At 71.1% G+C, this 15,938-nt stretch carries 13 protein-coding genes; 6 read left to right on the forward strand and 7 right to left on the reverse strand.

Translation table 11 applies throughout. The annotated features are described in order from the left end of the window. Positions 1 to 14: 14 nt before the first annotated feature. Positions 15 to 644, forward strand: coding sequence for a pyridoxamine 5'-phosphate oxidase family protein (locus G6O54_RS22065; RefSeq protein ID WP_165228094.1), 630 nt, complete (start codon positions 15 to 17; stop codon positions 642 to 644). A 19-nt stretch (positions 645 to 663) separates the two neighbouring features. On the opposite strand, the gene G6O54_RS22070 is transcribed toward G6O54_RS22065, so the two are convergent. The 3 genes from G6O54_RS22070 to G6O54_RS22080 are packed head-to-tail and all read right to left on the reverse strand — an operon-like array spanning position 664 to position 2,904. Further along, positions 664 to 1,050, reverse strand: coding sequence for a DoxX family protein (locus G6O54_RS22070; protein ID WP_165228096.1), 387 nt, complete (start codon positions 1,048 to 1,050; stop codon positions 664 to 666). 12 nt (positions 1,051 to 1,062) lie between these two features. After that, positions 1,063 to 1,737: a DNA alkylation repair protein gene (locus G6O54_RS22075; RefSeq protein WP_205678986.1), complete on the reverse strand. Its 675-nt coding sequence runs from the start codon at positions 1,735 to 1,737 to the stop codon at positions 1,063 to 1,065. Between the two features lie 18 nt (positions 1,738 to 1,755). After that, entirely contained in the window at positions 1,756 to 2,904 is a 1,149-nt protein-coding gene (locus G6O54_RS22080; protein WP_165228098.1) for a hypothetical protein, read from the reverse strand. Positions 2,905 to 3,075: 171 nt separating this feature from the next. Between G6O54_RS22080 and G6O54_RS22085 the strand changes: the two genes are divergently transcribed. Beyond that, a complete protein-coding gene (locus tag G6O54_RS22085; RefSeq protein ID WP_165228100.1) occupies positions 3,076 to 3,669 on the forward strand; it encodes a hypothetical protein in 594 nt (197 codons plus the stop codon). Between the two features lie 32 nt (positions 3,670 to 3,701). Next, the gene (locus tag G6O54_RS22090; protein WP_165228102.1) at positions 3,702 to 4,289 is read left to right on the forward strand and encodes a hypothetical protein; all 588 of its coding nucleotides are present in this window, start codon (positions 3,702 to 3,704) and stop codon (positions 4,287 to 4,289) included. A gap of 95 nt (positions 4,290 to 4,384) precedes the next feature. Here G6O54_RS22090 and G6O54_RS22095 read toward each other — a convergent pair whose 3' ends face one another. The 4 genes from G6O54_RS22095 to G6O54_RS22110 form a co-directional block, all read right to left on the reverse strand. After that, positions 4,385 to 6,100, reverse strand: a complete 1,716-nt coding sequence (locus tag G6O54_RS22095) for a PPC domain-containing protein (RefSeq protein WP_165228104.1) — start codon at positions 6,098 to 6,100, stop codon at positions 4,385 to 4,387. Positions 6,101 to 6,647: 547 nt separating this feature from the next. Next, on the reverse strand, positions 6,648 to 7,994 hold the full coding sequence (locus G6O54_RS22100) for a DUF1501 domain-containing protein (protein ID WP_165228106.1): 1,347 nt from the start codon (positions 7,992 to 7,994) through the stop codon (positions 6,648 to 6,650). 171 nt (positions 7,995 to 8,165) lie between these two features. Next, entirely contained in the window at positions 8,166 to 10,373 is a 2,208-nt protein-coding gene (locus tag G6O54_RS22105; RefSeq protein WP_165228108.1) for a DUF1549 and DUF1553 domain-containing protein, read from the reverse strand. Positions 10,374 to 10,500: 127 nt separating this feature from the next. After that, positions 10,501 to 10,899, reverse strand: a complete 399-nt coding sequence (locus G6O54_RS22110; RefSeq protein ID WP_165228110.1) for a hypothetical protein — start codon at positions 10,897 to 10,899, stop codon at positions 10,501 to 10,503. Positions 10,900 to 11,850: 951 nt separating this feature from the next. On the opposite strand from G6O54_RS22110, the gene G6O54_RS22115 reads away from it, so the two are divergent. From G6O54_RS22115 to G6O54_RS22125, 3 genes are all read left to right on the forward strand, one after another. Further along, the gene (locus G6O54_RS22115) at positions 11,851 to 13,512 is read left to right on the forward strand and encodes a PQQ-dependent sugar dehydrogenase (protein ID WP_165228112.1); all 1,662 of its coding nucleotides are present in this window, start codon (positions 11,851 to 11,853) and stop codon (positions 13,510 to 13,512) included. A gap of 85 nt (positions 13,513 to 13,597) precedes the next feature. After that, positions 13,598 to 14,806, forward strand: a complete 1,209-nt coding sequence (locus G6O54_RS22120) for an aldo/keto reductase (protein ID WP_165228114.1) — start codon at positions 13,598 to 13,600, stop codon at positions 14,804 to 14,806. A gap of 241 nt (positions 14,807 to 15,047) precedes the next feature. Continuing rightward, positions 15,048 to 15,833, forward strand: coding sequence for a glycoside hydrolase family 16 protein (locus G6O54_RS22125; protein ID WP_369432150.1), 786 nt, complete (start codon positions 15,048 to 15,050; stop codon positions 15,831 to 15,833). The last annotated feature ends 105 nt before the right edge of the window (positions 15,834 to 15,938 follow it).

Below are 15,938 nucleotides of genomic sequence, written 5' to 3' on the forward strand. Positions count from 1 at the left end.
CATGGGAGTTGACCATGCGAAATCATCCCAGCGACGTCGCCTTCACCCCGGCGGTGAAGGCGATCCAGGAGCGGAAGGGCTCGCGCCGGGGATATGCCCGGATGGAGAAATCCGGGGGCTGGCAGGCGAGCATCACCGACGACCTCGCGGGGTTCGTCGCCGGCCTCGACATGTTCTACCTGGGGACGGCGAACGCCGAGGGGCAGCCCTACATCCAGTACCGGGGCGGCCCGCCCGGCTTCCTCAGGGTTCTGGACGACAGGACGCTCGCCTTCGCCGACTTCGGCGGCAACCGGCAGTACATCACGCTCGGCAACCTGTCGGAGAACCCGCGGGCGTTCCTCTTCCTGATGGACTACGCCAACCAGCGGAGGGTGAAGGTCTGGGGCACCGCCCGCGTCGTGGAGGGCGACGACGAGCTGCTCGGTCGCCTGAGCGACCCCGAATACCCCGGCAAGGTGGAGCGGGCCATCGTCGTCACGGTCGAGGCCTGGGACGTCAACTGCCCCCAGCACATCCACCCGCGGTTCTCCGGGCGCGAGGTCCGGCCCGTCATCGAAGGGCTCCGGGGCCGGATCCGCGAGCTGGAGCGGGAGCTGGCGGAGCTGCGGGCGGGCCGAGGCCCGGCCTCGGCCCCCCGATGACGGTCCGCCGCGTGACGGCTCACTCGGACACGAGCGGGACCAGCTCGCGGAGCTTGCGGTCGCGGAAGTAGAGCCCGAGCCAGGCGACGACGCCGACGATGACCGGCACGAAGAACATGCCGTCCCTGGCGTGGACGTGGGTCGCCACCGCACCGCCGAGGTAGGCGAGCATGAGGAGGCCGCCGATGTAGCGGGTCTTCGGGATGAGGAAGAGCACGAACAGCGTGACCTCGATGACCCCGAGCGGCAAGGCGGAGCCGGCGGGATAGGTCTTGGTCCACTCCTCGAGGAAGCCCTCGGGCTGGGCGATCTTGAAGAACGCGCTGGGGACGAACACCAGGGCGAGGATGCCGGAGAGCACCCAGCCGGTGATGAGCTGCCATTTCGGGATCGGATTCGTCGTCATATTTGCTTTTCCTCAAGCCTTCCGTTTCACCATGGCCTGCACCCACACCGGTACATACGGGGGCGTGCAACCCTTGGACACCGGCCAGTCACGGTACAGGCCGATCTTCTCGCCGATGGCGACCGCGCGGTCGCGGTGCTCGGGGTGGTGGATGCCGATCGCGGCGAGCGCGTTGTTCATCGTCCACTGCACCTCGGGCTTCGCCTTCGGCAGCTCCTTCTCGATGCGATCGAGCAGCCCGGGCAGGTCGAGGCCGTCGCCCCCCTTGTTGATCCGGCTGGCGGTGAGGTTCCAGCCGGCGCGGGCGGCCCACCGATCCTTGTCCTTCATCCACTTCGCCCGCAGCGCGTCCTTCTCGGGATGCTCCGCGACCACGTAGGCGTTCAGCCAGTCCGCCACCTGCGTGCACGTCGTCGAGCGGGTCAGCGCGTCGAGCTCGTCCGCGGAGAGGGCTTTCGGCTTGATGAGGAGCGTGGCCAGGAGCTGCGCCTCGACGTTGCCCGTCTCCCAGAGCCGAAGCGCCAGCGCGTGGTCCGTCTTGAGCGTCTTCGCCATCGCGCGGATGTCGCCGAGCATCACGCCGAACTGGTTGTCCGGCGCGCCGGCCTTCGTGTTGTGGGCGCGGCGGGCGACGTTGCCTTTGGACTCGAGCTGCCCGAGGATCTCCTCGACGGTCATGGCGGCCATTGTTTTCACCCGAAGATCTTACTGGTTTGCCGTTCGGAACACCTGGTGCCAGTCGGACCATGCCGCCGGGGATCCCGCCCGGCCCGCCGCCCGGACCCGGACGGCGTATCGCGTATCGGGGGCGAGCTCGACGGCCCCGGCGAGCGGCCCGGCGAAGGACCCGGTTGCCGCCTCGACCATCACCCGCGTCGGGCCCGCGATCGGCCTCGACCGCCAGGCGACCGCGCCGCCGCCGCCGCCGGCATCGACGTCCGCGACCTCGGCTTCCCAGCCGGTGCCCGGCTCCGGCGCGGGGCCGCCCAGCAGGAGGACCGGCCGGCGGGGGGCGACGACCGGCCCGATCGGCCGGGTCGAGATCACGAACAGGTCGAGCCACCGCGTCTGGTCGACCGGCGAGCCGTCGTTCCAGTACGACTCGAGGAAGACGGCGTTGAGGCCGTGCTCTTCATAGCGGCCGCGCCAGTCGAGGCCCGTCCGCTCCGACTCGAGCCGGCCGTCGATCCAGAGCTGCATCAGGCCGTCGCGCTCGCCGGGGGTGTTGAGCTTCACCCGGGCCTCGACGCAGACCCACCAGCCCGACTCGCCCGCGGCGCTGATCGGGAGCCTCGCCGCGGGCCGGTTGCCGAGCCATCGCAGGTTCGCGAAGTCGTTGTAGCGCGTCGTGACCACGCGATCGCCGCGGACGCCGCTGGCCGGATCCAGGGTCAGGGTCTCGCCGGTCGACCAGACGTGCCCGATCATCGCCTGCGCCCAGCCCGGCGAGGCGATCGACGTGATCCGCGAGAGCTTCGCCTCGCCGCCGCCGGCCCAGCCGGGTTGATGCTTGACATAAACGCGCCAGTAGACGTCGGAGAATGTCTCCCCCTTGCGGACGACGCGGCCGGTGGGGCTGTCGCCGAAGAAGACCTTGCGATTGCCGAGCCCCTGCTGTCCCTTCTCATAGCGGCAGATCATCGACCGCCCCGCGCCCCCGAACCCGACGCGATCGTCGAGCCCGCCCTGGCTCTCGGTGTACTGTTTCTCCGGGCCGTCGAAGTCGTCGTACCAGATCGTGGCCGGGTCGACCGCCTGCGGCTGATCCGCGAGCGGCACGACCGAGTCGATCCGCGGCGTCCGCTCGGCCGGCGCGAGCAGGGCCGCGGCGAGGCAGGCTGCCAGCAGAGTCATCGAGCCCCCCTTGATGGGCCACATGCGGAATCGGAATCCGTCATACGCTATCGCGTCTCCCCGCGGCGGACAAGCGCCCGAGGCGCCGATGACCATGTTGATGCGAAGGGCCGCCGCGGGGTAATCTCCGGGGATGACGTTCGCCGGCCCGGTGCTTTCGGAGTCCGCTCGATGAGAACCAGGCCCTTCCGGCTCACCGACGCGATGATCCTCGTCGCGGCCGTGGCCGCGGGGCTCTGGGCCAATCGGATCGACTGGCGCGGCTCGTTCCCCTGGTCGTCGTCGTCGAATTCCTATAGCCGGGTCGATTACATCCTGCGTCTCCTCCTGCCTCACGTCGCCGCCATGACCGTCGCCGTGGTCGCCATCGCGATGGGGAGGCCCGGACCGTCTCGGCGACGGGTCGCACGGCGGCCAGGCACGGTGGCGTGCACGGTCGCGTCGGCGGTGTTCCTGCTCATCTCCGCCTGGGCCGCGACGACGACGGCGACGGGCCGCGTCGTGGATCTCATGCAACACGTGTCCTTCCTCCCCAACGGTGGAGGCCACGGCCGAGGCGGCTCCGCGAGCGGTGCGGACGTGGGGATGTGGCTCGTCGTGTATGGGGATCGCGTGGGGTTCACCGTGGCGGGGGCATGGCTGTTGCTCCGGCTGGCCGGCCTGTGGCGGGCCGAGGCGACGTGGATCGACCGCCTGGGCCGGATCATGGGTTGGCTCTGGATCGGCCTGGCGGCGGCCCTCTGGCTCCGGTCCCTGTTGCTTTGAATGAGTCCCCACCCGCGGAGAGGGCCGATCCCATGATACGCCGGCCGTTCCGACTGACCGATGCCATGATCCTCCTCGCAGCGGTTGCCGCCGGGCTGTGGGTCAATCGGCCGGACTGGGCCTTCGCCCTCTTGCGCTGGCGGCAACCCGTCGATGCGCACAATGCCTTCGTGCACCTGCTCGACCTGGTGACGCCCCATCTCGCGATCGGGACGATGGCGGCACTCGCGATCACCATGCGGCCGCCGCGGCCGTCGATACGCCGCCTCGCTCGCAAGCCCGGGGCGGCGGCCTGCATGGCCGCCCTGGCGGCGCTCGTCGTCATCGCCTGCTGGCTGGGCATCACCAGGGCCACGGGACGCGTGGTGACCTTCGACGACCATGCCACGATCCCCGGCCATGACGGCGATTGGGACTTCCCGGGCTCTGCGTTCAGCGGGCGATTCCTGGTGCTCTACGGGGACCGCGTGGGCTTCGCGGTGGCGGGGGCCTGGTTGTCGCTCCGGCTGGCCGGCCGATGGCGAGCCGAGCCGACGTGGATCGACCGCCTGGGCCGGATCATGGGTTGGCTCTGGATCGGCCTGGCGGCGGTCCTCTGGCTCCGCGGCTACCTCCTCTGAGGCCGGAAGCCGAGGTAATGTTCTTGTGGATAACATGGAATCATAGATGATTTCACTTGTCAATGGACGCGGGCCGGCGGGCTCGGGCCGCGGGCTCAGGGCTTCGCCGCCGCGGGGGCGGGGAGCACGGTGAGCCAGGGGTGCTCCGTCTCGGCGTCGAATCCCGCGATCTTCGATCGGGCCACGCGCTCGTGCTCGCGCTCGCGGCCGTCGGCGGCGACGGGCCGGCCGACGACGCGGAACGAGCCGGGCCGGGCATCGACGGGGCCGAGGAGCTCCAGCGTCACCGATTTCGCCGAGTCGTCGCCGGATCGGGACACGGCCGTCGTGCATCGGAGGCCGGCGACGAGCCCCTCGGCGCGGACCTCGATCTCGCCGGCGAAACCCTCCTGGCGGTCGACCGTCACGACGACCCTGGCGGGCTTGCCGGGCGTCAGCTCGAACGCGTCGGCCGCGAGCGCCAGGCCGAAGTCGGGCGCGGGGCGGACCACGCTCAGGAGGTAGGCGAACCGGGGACCGCCGCGGCCGTGGAGGTCGCGGACGACGATCCGGTATTCGCCGTCGGCCGCGGGCGTGAACCGGAGCTCCGGATCCTTCGATTCGCCGACGTCGTCGGTCTCGGCCAGGCCCTTGCCCGTGGCGTCCTGGACCGCCAGGACGGCGTCGAGCGGCAGGCCGAACCCGCGCGACTCCAGCCGGAAGAGGCGGGCCTCCCCCTTCTTGAGCGCGATCCGATAGACGTCCCGATCGCCGGCCGGGTCGATCCGGCCGCTGATCGAGGCGAGGTCCGCGAGCGGCTGGGGTTTGTCCGCCCCGTTGAGCTCCGCCTCGACCGTCGCCGCGGCCGCGGCCGCGACCCGGCGGACCTGGACGCTGCCGGGAAGGCGGGGGTGGAACAGGGTGAGTCGCCCCGATCGGCCGCCGTCGTCCTTGCCGTCGCCGGGCGGGACGGCCAGGGCGGAGTCGGGATCGGAGCCGGAGAGGTTCGGCCCGAGGGCGGCCACCCGCGCCGGCCCGTCGAGCGGCACGGCCAGCGGGAAGGCGTGATCGAGGAAGCCGCCGGTCGTGAGGGTCAGCCGGTAGACGTACGCGTCGCCGCCGGCGAGCTCGATGCTGCTGTCCGGCGTCGCCGGGAAGGCGAAGACGCGGACGATGTACGTGCCGTCCGCGGGCGCCCGGAAGACGAGCCGCGGGTCGAATCCGCCGCCGCCGTCGTCGTCGGCCTGGTCGAGGACGAAGCCGTCGGCCGAGACGACCTGGAGCACGCCGTCCATCGGCGAGCCGAGGCGGCGGTTGGCCTCGACGTCGGCCGTGAGCATTGCCCCGGCCCTGAGCTCGACCGCGAAGCCGTCGACGTCCCCGCGCTTGCCGAGGCGGCCGTTGATGGTGGTGCGCGGCGGGCCGGCCCCGATCCGCTGGGGGGCGAGCGGGTCGTCGTTCGGCTCCGCCTCCGCGGCCTCCGGCAGCACGCCGACGACGAACGGGCGGAGGCCCGTCGCCCCGTCCTTGTCGTAAATGCGGATCCAGCGGACGCCGGGCTTCGCGTCGCCCGCGACGACGACCGAGAGCACCCCCTTCTCCTTCGAGGGCTCAACCTTGAGGCCATCCCCCTCCACCCAGACGCCCACCGGCCAGTGGTCGAAGCTCCCGGACATCGTCACCGACGCGGAACGCCCGCGCTCCGCCCCGGCCGGGAAGAAGCCCGTGAGCGTCGGCGGCTTGGCCGTCGCCGCCCGTCCCGACGCGGCGAGCAGCAGGGCGATCGCGATCGGCCAGGCGGCGCGATGAAGTGGCCTCGGAGTCGGTCCCATCAGGTAAGGCTCCTGGTGTGGATCCAGGATAATTCTCGCACCAGTGGTGCGAGTTTTGGCTGGACACCATACGTCTCAAAGGCCCGCCCGTCTCGGCAGGAGCCTCGACCTGGCGCGATGAAAGGTAAGTATTGACTGCCCCACAGCCGGGACCTGGACGCGACGGTTCCTCTTGCGCCTGACGTGGCTCGCGATGCGGTTGGGAACCTGGCCCCGGCGCGATCGCCAGCCCGTGCCTGGCTCGGCAGGAGCCTCGCCCTCCCATTCGGAGAAGAGCCGCTCCGGGGACCGGGAGGGCGAGGCTCCTGCCGAGCCAGGCGCAAGCCGAGGCTTGCCGACAGGCCTCGTTCCCGCGCAACGAATCCTGGACAAGACGCCCGGGGCGTCCAGGCCAACTTTTCATCGCGCCAGCCTCGACCTCCCGGTTCGGACGTCCTCGGGCCGAGGCCTCGGATTGGCCGGGCGACTTGCGGGTTAGGATAACTTCTAGCGAAGAGTGACCAGAGGGGAGCCGGGCTCCCGCGCGGCCGTCCCGCGGAACAGCCTCTCATCCCATCAGCTCGCGGATCGGGGTGGGGTCGGAGACCAGGAAGGTGGGGCGGCCGCTCGGGGTGTAGAGGATCTTGCCGGGGTCGATCCCGAGCTTGGCGTAGATGGTGGCCACGAGGTTCTCCGGCGCCAGGATCCGCTCGCTGGCGGCGTAGCCCTGGGCGTCGGTCGCGCCGACGACCTGGCCGCCGGGGGTGCCGCAGCCGGCCATCAGCACCGACATGGCGTTCGACCAGTGGTCGCGGCCGGCGTCCTTGTTGATCTTCGGCGTCCGCCCGAACTCGCCGAGCACGACGACCAGCGTCGACTCGAGCAGCCCGCGCCGGTCCAGGTCCTGGATGAGCGCGGCGACCGCCCCCTCGAACCGGGGCATCCGCTTGCGGAAGCCGTCGAAGAGCGAGACGTGGTGGTCCCAGCCCCCCTCGTTGAGCGTGATGAAGGGGACCCCCGCCTCGACCAGCCGGCGGGCGAGCAGGCAGCGCTGGCCGAACGAGTGGCGGCCGTAATGGTCGCGGACGCGCGGGTCTTCCTGGGAGACGTCGAACGCGCGCTGGGCCATCGGCGAGGCCATCAGCTCGTAGCCCTGGTGGTAGTACTCGTCGAGGGCCAGCGCCGGGTCGCCGGCCGCCTTGTCGGCATAGCGGCGGAACCGGTCGAGCCGCTCGCGGAGGCCGCGGCGGTCGTCCACCCGGGTAATTTCGAGGCCCCCCGGCGGGGCGACGTCGCGGACGCGGAAGCTCGACGAGTTGGGGTCATCCGGGACGACGAACGGGGCGTATTTCGCCCCCAGGAAGTTGGGCCCGCCGGACCGCGTCATGCTGGGCATGGAGAAGTACGGCGGCAGCCCGCCGGCCGCCCCGCGCTCGCGGGCGGTGACCGCCCCCATGCTCGGGTGGAAGCTCACGAACGCCCCGCAGCCGACGGGGATCCGCGGCGGTGCCCCCGTGATCATGTAATGATTGCCCGCCCCGTGGTTCCCCTGGTCGTGGCGGATCGATCGGATGATGCTCAGCTTGTCGGCGATCGCCGCCAGCCGCGCCATCGGCTCCGCGAAGCGCACGCCCGGGACCGAGGTCTCGATGGGGCGGAAATCGCCGCGGATCTCGGCGGGGGCGGCGGGCTTGGGGTCGAAGGTCTCGTAGTGGCTGGGCCCGCCGTCCATCCAGACCAGAATGCAGCTCGTCGGCCGCGAGCTCGAGCTCGAGCCCGCGCCCGCCCCCGGCGTGGCGGCCAGGCCGCGGGCCCGGAGGGACTCCACGAGCCCGCCCCCCATCAGGGCGCCCAGGCCGAGCCGGAGGCAGTCGCGGCGGGTCATGGAGGACTGGCAGTTCCTGGGGGTGGCCATGACGGTTGCCTCTGCGGGAGGGTGGAGAGAAAGCGGGCGGGGGAGGGTCCGTATCAACAGCGCGAGGCCGGGGGGCTGAGGGAAACGGGGACTGGCTCCGAGTCTTCGAGGTGCCTGTCCCCCTTCCCCGGGCTCGGCATCACCGGCAGCATGCGCGTTCGGGACATATCCTCAATCCTTGAACACGAATTCGGGCGAATTGATCAGCGCCCAGAAGAGGTCCTCGATCGCGGCGCGGCGGGCCTTCCCCGGTTCCCGGAAGAGGTCCCCGGCGATGCTCGCCTCGTCGCCGGCGGGGCGGCGGCCGTAGGCGCGGAGGTAGGCTTCCTCGACGATCTCGGGCGGCGTCGCTCCCCCCTTCGCCAGGGTCGCGATCCGGCCCCGGTCCGAGGTCAGCTTCTGGTGGATCGCGGGCGAGTTCATCAGGTGGAGGGCCTGGACCACGGCCGTGTCGCCCGTCCGCTCGCAGGGGGGATCCTGGTTCGGGTCCGGCCTCCCGAACGTGTCGAGGGAGAGGGACGGGATGCGATTGGTCCAGGTCGCCGCCGCCCGGCTCCGCGGCGGTGCGGCGCTGAAGGCGTCGGGCACGCCCGTCACGTCGGTGACCGCGTCCACCAGCGTCTCCGCGCGGAGCCGCTGGCGGTAGTGGCGGGAGAAGTTCCGGAGGTCGGCGACGTTCCGCGCGTTCGGCTCCGAGGACAGGGCGTAGACGGTCGAGGCCATGATGGTCCGGATCAGGTGCTTGACGTCGTAGGCGTGGCCGCGGAAGTCGTCCGCCAGGGCGTCCAGGAGCGGGCCGTTGCTGGGCGGATTGGTCGCCCGGATGTCGTCGACGGGGTCCACGATCCCGGTCCCCATCAGGTCGCCCCAGACGCGGTTGGCCATCACCCGGGCGAAGTAGCGATTGTCCGCCGCGGTCATCCAGCGGGCGAGCGCCTCGCGCGGATCCGACTCGGGGCCGCCGCCGACCTTCGCCTCGCCGAAGAGGGGCTTCGGGTCGAGCACCGCGTTCGTCGCCGGGTGCCGGAGCTCGCCCGACGCGGCGTTGAAGACGATCTCCTCGCTCCCGGAGATCGGCGGCGAGAGCCCCGTCCCCTTGCGGCCGACGCGGGAGAAGAAGGCCGCGAACTCGTAGAACTGCTCCCGGCTCCACGACTCGAACGGGTGGTGATGGCACTTGGCGCACTCGAGGCGGATGCCAAGGAAGAGCTGGCTGACCACCGGCGCGATCTCGATCGGCTCGCGATGGTCGCGGAAGATCGTGCTCGGCCCCGGCTCGAACGAGCTCCCCTGGGCCGTGACGATCCGGCGGACGAACTCGTCGTACGGGAGGTTCTTCCGGAAGGCGTCGCGGATCCAGGCGTCCAGGTTGAAGACCGCCTTGATCCCCACCCGGTAGGGATTGGGCCGGAGCAGGTCCATCCACCTCGTCGCCCAGTGGTCGGCGTACTCCGGGCGTGACAGCAGCCGATCCACGAGCCGGGCTCGTTTGTCCGGCGATCGGTCATCCAGGAACGCGCGGGCCTCGTCGGGCGTCGGCAGCCGGCCGATGACGTCGAGGTGGGCCCGCCGCAGGAAGGTGGCGTCGCCCGCGACGGCCGAGGGCGTCAGGCCCAGCTTCTTCCATTTCCCAACCGCGAGATCGTCGATGAAGTTCGACCGGGGGAAGGCGTCATACACGGCCGGGGCGACCGCGCCGGCCAGCGGGACCAGGACGTCGCAGTTGGCGAACAGCCCCTCGTAACGCGCCGAGATCGTGGCCTCGCCCGCGAGCTGGCCCGCCTTGACCTTGCCGCCGGGATCGACGGCGACCGCGGTGGCCTCGCTCGACCCGAACGTCGCCAGCCGGGTCACGTCCTCGGTGGACCCGTCGGAGAACCCGGCGATCACCCGGAGGTCGAACGACTCACCGGGCCGGAGGGCCCGCTCGGTCGGCTCGACCCCCACCCGGACCAGCTTCGGCGCATCGGCGGCGGTGTGAGGCCCCCCGTCGACGATCCAGCGGCGGATCGTCTCGTAGAAGGGGCTGCCCGGCTCGAGCCGCCGGCCCCCGCCGTGCGGCAGGTCGCCGGTCGCCTTGCGGAGCAACAGGCTCTCCTCGGGCGTCGCCCGGAGCATGCGCCGGCCCCCCGCCTCTCGCGTCAGCGCGATGTGATCGAAAGCCGGGTCGAAGCCCTGGAGCGACAGCTTGAACCCGTTCTGCCCGCTCGCCTTCCCGTGGCAGGGCCCCGAATTGCACCCCGCGCGGGTCAGGATCGGCTCAACGTGCCGCTCGAAGGTGATCGGCGACGCCGGGCTGGCCGTGTCCGCACCTTCGGCCGGGCCGCCCGCAGCCGCACCGACGATCATGGCCAGGCCGAGAATCGCGAGTCGCATCATGATCGCCTCGGGGCGAGGTCTGGCCGGTTTCCATCCACGATTCAGGTGTAACCGACCGCGCTGAATTCTTCAACAAGTATTTGACGGCCGGCGGACGAGCCGGGGCGAGCGGAGTGAGGGGCATCGGTCAGGCGGGCAGATGACGGAACGCCTGCCAGGTGAGCACGGCGCACGGCACGGCCCCGACCAGGCCGACGACGCGGAAGACGCCGAATCCCCGCTTACACCGGTCTGCCCTGGCGAGCATGCGCTCCGACACGCCCGGGACGATCATGTAGAGGATCGACTTCAGCGTCATGCCCCAGCCGGCGACGGTCACCATCACCGGCCAGTCCCAGGCCCACCGGTTGTGGCCGACGACCACGAGGAGGCCGATCGGCAGGGTGTACATGCCGATGATCAGCGGCGCCACTCCGGTCCGCGTCAGGACCCGGAAGAACTCGGCCCACAACTTCGGCTGAGAGGCGTGCGACAAACAGGCGATCAGGAGCATCGGGGCGACAAGGGCGTCGATGTACGCGGACATTGGGCGGGCCCTCCAGAGGCATGGTGTCGGATCGGGGCGCAGTCTATCCGGATGTATCTGTACTGCAAAATAAAAATTTTGGCGATCCAAAATTTGCGCCCGTTCCGTCAGTGGTTACCTGTTCGGCCCTGGTGAGTGGGAGAGCCGGCCGTTGATCGTCTTCGGGCTCGAATCGGTGGCCTTCGTCGCGTGCCGATAGGGATCGGCGACCGCATCCGGCGGGACCGTCCCAGATCCTGAGGGCGGTTCTGGACACTCCTGGCCACCGCGTAGGGGATCCGGGTGGCCGTGGTGGAACACCACGGGACCGCCGTGGCCTCCAGGCGAAGCCCGTTGGGCGCGACAGCTTGCCGCACCGTGGAGTTCCACCACGGCCACCCAGGCTCAGCTCGGAGCCGACGTGACGTCGACCTCGGTCTCGTACCATCGCGGTTTGAGACCCTGCCGAAGCCCGTGTGCCCCTGCCCTTCGTTGAACGGTATTGGGGCTAAACCGGCTCACAGAAGGGGCCAACCCGAGGGACCATTCTGGTTCAAGACGGACTCTCGGGCAATCCGGGGGATTTGCCGGCTGGCCGATGGTCTCCGATTGCGGGGGCGTGGGGCCGGGGCCAAGATGGAGGGGAGATCGAGGCACGAGGCGGGGAGGGACGGCCCGCGATCGGCACGGGCTTCGGCCGGCGGCTTTCGCGACCACGCGATCAACCGTGGCCGCACGGGGGCGAGGTCTTCCACATCCGAGATCGCCGCCATCCGCCCCTCGATCCGCCGTGACCGCTCTCGCGGCTCGGAGACTCAGGGGGCCGCGACGGCCGGTCGGCCGGGCCCGGTGCGAGGGCCTCCGGGCCGATCGAGGCCGCGACGGCAGGACGACCTTCCGGGTTCGCCGTCCCCGGGCCCCGCCGCGAGTCGGCGGGTCAACACGCCCCTTCCCGACGATGGAGATGCCGAGATGAGACGACTCGGGACGATCCTCGCGCGGCGATCGACGGGCCATGACTCCGCGGGCCCGTCGCCGCCCGGGCCCTTTGAGGCGAGCAGGGATCGCCGCCGGGGCGGGGACCGCGCCGACCGTCGCCGCCGGCCGGAGCTGGAACGGGTCGAGGATCGCACGCTGCTGGCGGGCGGCCCCGCGGTCCTGGACCCGACCCTCTCCGTCCGGACCGTCGTCGGCGGCATGTCCCAGCCGATCGCCATGGCGTTCCTGGGCAAGGACGACTTCCTGCTGCTGGAGAAGGGGACCGGCCAGGTGCACCGGATCGTCGGCGGCGTGGACGCCGGCACGGTGCTGGACCTCCCGGTCAACGCCGCGGCGGAGCGGGGCCTGCTCGGCATCGCGCTCCACCCCAATTTCCCGAAGAACCCGCGGGTCTATCTCTTCTGGACCGAGAGCTCCACCGGCGCCGACAGCACGGATCTCGGCCAGGTGCCGCTCCTGGGCAACCGGGTCGACAGCTTCCTCTGGAACGGATCGTCCCTGACTTATGAAAAGACCCTCATCCGCCTGCGTGCCTTCCAGGCCGACGAGGGCCAGCCGCCGGCGGGCAGTCACAACGGCGGCGTGATCCGGTTCGGGCCCGACCGCAAGCTCTACGTCTTCGTCGGCGACGAGGGCCGCCGGGGCTGGATGCAGAACCTCGGCTCGGGCCCCTTCGGGCCGGGCCGGCCCGACGACCAGTTCGGCGGCCCGGCGCCCGACGAGGCGCACCTGACCGGCGTGGTCCTGCGGCTCAACCCCGACGGCTCCGCCCCGCGCGACAACCCCTTCGCCCGCGTCGATGCCCGGCAGGTCACGCGGCTCGCCTCGGCCTCCGGCGTGGACCTGACGGCGGACCAGGTCCGGCAATCCGTGGCGAGCATCCGCAAGGTCTTCTCGTACGGCCACCGCAACAGCATCGGCATGGCCTTCGATCCGGCCTCCGGCGGCCTCTGGCTCCAGGAGAACGGCGACGACAGCTTCAGCGAGCTGAACCGCGTCGGCCGCGGCGAGAACGGCGGCTGGATCCAGGTCGCGGGCCCGGTCGGGCGGATCGCCGAGTTCCGGGGGATCGAGACCACCTTCGGCGGTCGCAACCTCCAGCAGGGCCGCTGGTCCCCCGACCGGATCGCCGACTCCCCGGCCGAGGCGCTCGCCCGGCTGGTCCAACTCCCCGGATCGCGCTACAGCGACCCGGAGTTCAGTTGGCGGTGGGAGATGGCCCCCGGCGGCATCGGCTTCCTGAGCAGCCGGGCCCTGGGCCGCCAGTATCGGAACGACCTCTTCGTGGCCGCCGCGACCACCGCCCTGGACGGGGGCTACCTCTTCCGCTTCGACCTGTCGAGGGACCGGCGACAAATCGCCCCGAGCGACCCCCGGCTGGCCGACCGGGTGGCGGACAACACCGCCAAGCACGAGGTCACCGAGAGCGAGAGCCTGCTCTTCGGCACCGGCTTCGGGGTCGGGACCGACGTCCAGACCGGCCCCGACGGCAACCTCTACGTGGTCTCGTTCTCCGACGGGGCGGTCTACGTGATCGCCCGGGCGGCGGGGGCGGGCACCTTCGCGAGCCGGGCCGCGCGGGCGAGTGGCCCGTTCGCGGCGGCCGCCCGCCCGCCGAGGCCTCCGCGGGCATGAGGCCGCAGACCGGCGCGATCTTTGCCCGTAAGATCAGGGCAACGCACCGACGAGACCCGGTCCCTTGCTCCTTCGGAGGCCCACCATGGCACGACCGACCCCCACGATTCCCGAGGATACAGGCGCGACGCGACGGAGTTTCCTCCAGGCGGGCACCGCCGTCTTGATGGTGGGCGGGGCGGGAGTCCTGCCCGCGAATCCGGCGGCGGGGGGCGAGGCCGCCGGGGCCCAGGGGGACGCGGAGTGGCGGAACAGGCAGCCCGGCATGGCCTATCGCCGGCTCGGGCGGACCGGCCTGATGATCTCCGAGGTCGTCAGCGGCGGCGACCCGATCACCCTGGAGAACTACCGTCACCTCAAGCTGGCCCTGGAGATGGGCCTGAACTACCTGGACATGGCCCCCGCCTACAATCGGGGCGACACGGAGAGGGCCTACGGCAAGCTCCTCGCGGCCTCGTCCGGCCGGCGCGACCGGGTCTTCCTGACCACCAAGGTGAGCGACTTCAACTCGGTGCGGACCCGGATGTATCGCCAGGTCCTCGAGGCCCTCCCGGAGTCGAAGCGGGCGGAGATCCGCGCCAGGGCCCGCGCGATCAAGGAATCGCGACGCGTCGAGAACCCCGGCTACTACCTGACCTACTTCCCCGGCCAGCAAGGCGCCTTCGAGGCGGCCTACCTCCGCGCGGCCATGCAGCCCGAGTTCGGCCCCCGGGTCGAGGGGAGCCGGGAGCTGCGCGAGACCATCGTCCAGTCGGTCGAGGGGAGCCTGAAGCGGGTCGGCACCGACCACTTCGATCTGCTGATGTGCCCCCACGGGGCCGACCTGCCCGAGGACCTCGCCTCGCCCGAGATCCGCGCGACGTTCGAGGACCTGAAGAAGCAGGGCAAGGTCCGATTCCTGGGCGTCACCTCCCACAACGACCCCGCCGGCGTGGCCCGCGCCGCGGCCGACGCCGGCCACTACGACGCCGCCATGGTCGCCTACAACGTGATCAACGGCGGCTACGTCGACGACGCGCTCCGCCACGCCGCCGCCAAGGGCCTGGGCGTGATCGCGATGAAGGCGGCCCACGCCGTCGCCACCCACCACAAGGCCCTCCAGCCGGTGCCCGACTGGCGGGTGCAGAAGGTGGAGCGGATCGTCCCGGGCGACCTCAAGGCCCCCCAGAAGGCCTACCTCTGGGCCCTCCAGAATCCCGACATCGCGGCCGTGATCTCCAACCTCTGGGACGAGACGTTCGTGAAGGAGAACCTCGGGCTGGCCGGCCGGAAGGTGGCCCTGAAGCCGGCCTGATCCCGGCCCGTCAGGTTGGGCGGCGCGGCCGGCCAAGGCGGCCGGGCCGGTCCCCTTGCGCCCCCGGTACGCCCGCCCGCCGGACGGGCCGTGCGTCGCCCCACCCTGGACACACGCGCCGCCGGGGCCCATCCTGGGTCGGTGGTGGCTCACACACGGCGCGAACCCCGGGAGGTCTGCGATGCGGCCATTCCTGACGGCGATGACGATCACCCTCTCGGCCGCGGCGGCGGCCACGGCGATGGCGGCCGAGGAGCCCGAGGCGGACGGCTACCGGCTGGCCTGGGCAGACGAGTTCAACCGGGACGGGAACCTGGACGAGAAGGACTGGACGTTCGAGCGGGGGTTCGTCCGCAACAACGAGCTCCAGTGGTATCAGCCGGAGAACGCCGCCTGCCGGGGCGGCCTGCTGGTCATCGAGGCGCGGCGCGAGACGAAGCCCAACCCGGGCCACGCGGCCGGCAGCCGCGACTGGAGGCGCGGTCGGGAGAAGATCGAGTACACCTCGGCCAGCGTCACGACCCGCGGCAAGCACGCGTGGAAGTACGGCCGATTCGAGATCCGGGCCCGGATCGACACGCGGCCCGGCATGTGGCCCGCCTTCTGGACCCTGGGGACCGCCGGCCCGTGGCCCTCCAACGGCGAGATCGACATCATGGAGTACTACCGCGGCATCCTGCTGGCCAACGTGGCCTGGGGCACCGACCGGCGATTCGTCGCCAGGTGGCACACCGTCAAGAAGCCGATCGCCGAGTTCAAGGACCCCGAGTGGTCCAGGGCCTTCCACGTCTGGCGGATGGACTGGGACGAGAAGGCGATCCGCCTGTACGTCGACGGCGAATTGCTCAACGAGACGAGCCTGGCGGGGACCATCAACGGCGACGCGGCCCGCCTCAACCCATTCCAGCATGAGCATTACCTGCTCCTGAACCTGGCCGTCGGCGGCGACAACGGCGGCGACCCGTCGAGGACCGAGTTCCCGGCGCGATACGAGATCGATTACGTGCGCGTCTACCAGAAGCCGTGAGGCCCGGGAGGGATGTCGCAACTCCTCGGTTCATGGATTGACTGGTCTGCGTGTCTGCTGGATGAGTCCGAACTGTTGTTTCGTTGATTTCGTCTGTTGCGTTGG

Origin of the sequence: Aquisphaera insulae (genome assembly GCF_011064615.1) — a bacterium.
Classification (GTDB): domain Bacteria; phylum Planctomycetota; class Planctomycetia; order Isosphaerales; family Isosphaeraceae; genus Aquisphaera; species Aquisphaera insulae.

Bases quoted from the DNA above. Each gene is read 5' to 3' on its own strand.
- G6O54_RS22065 (WP_165228094.1), top strand. From the start codon at position 15: ATGCGAAATCATCCCAGCGACGTCGCCTTCACCCCGGCGGTGAAGGCG.
- G6O54_RS22080 (WP_165228098.1), bottom strand. From the start codon at position 2,904: ATGACTCTGCTGGCAGCCTGCCTCGCCGCGGCCCTGCTCGCGCCGGCC.
- G6O54_RS22075 (WP_205678986.1), bottom strand. From the start codon at position 1,737: ATGGCCGCCATGACCGTCGAGGAGATCCTCGGGCAGCTCGAGTCCAAA.
- G6O54_RS22115 (WP_165228112.1), top strand. From the start codon at position 11,851: ATGAGACGACTCGGGACGATCCTCGCGCGGCGATCGACGGGCCATGAC.
- G6O54_RS22110 (WP_165228110.1), bottom strand. From the start codon at position 10,899: ATGTCCGCGTACATCGACGCCCTTGTCGCCCCGATGCTCCTGATCGCC.
- G6O54_RS22105 (WP_165228108.1), bottom strand. From the start codon at position 10,373: ATGATGCGACTCGCGATTCTCGGCCTGGCCATGATCGTCGGTGCGGCT.
- G6O54_RS22090 (WP_165228102.1), top strand. From the start codon at position 3,702: ATGATACGCCGGCCGTTCCGACTGACCGATGCCATGATCCTCCTCGCA.
- G6O54_RS22125 (WP_369432150.1), top strand. From the start codon at position 15,048: ATGGCGGCCGAGGAGCCCGAGGCGGACGGCTACCGGCTGGCCTGGGCA.
- G6O54_RS22100 (WP_165228106.1), bottom strand. From the start codon at position 7,994: ATGGCCACCCCCAGGAACTGCCAGTCCTCCATGACCCGCCGCGACTGC.
- G6O54_RS22120 (WP_165228114.1), top strand. From the start codon at position 13,598: ATGGCACGACCGACCCCCACGATTCCCGAGGATACAGGCGCGACGCGA.
- G6O54_RS22095 (WP_165228104.1), bottom strand. From the start codon at position 6,100: ATGGGACCGACTCCGAGGCCACTTCATCGCGCCGCCTGGCCGATCGCG.
- G6O54_RS22070 (WP_165228096.1), bottom strand. From the start codon at position 1,050: ATGACGACGAATCCGATCCCGAAATGGCAGCTCATCACCGGCTGGGTG.
- G6O54_RS22085 (WP_165228100.1), top strand. From the start codon at position 3,076: ATGAGAACCAGGCCCTTCCGGCTCACCGACGCGATGATCCTCGTCGCG.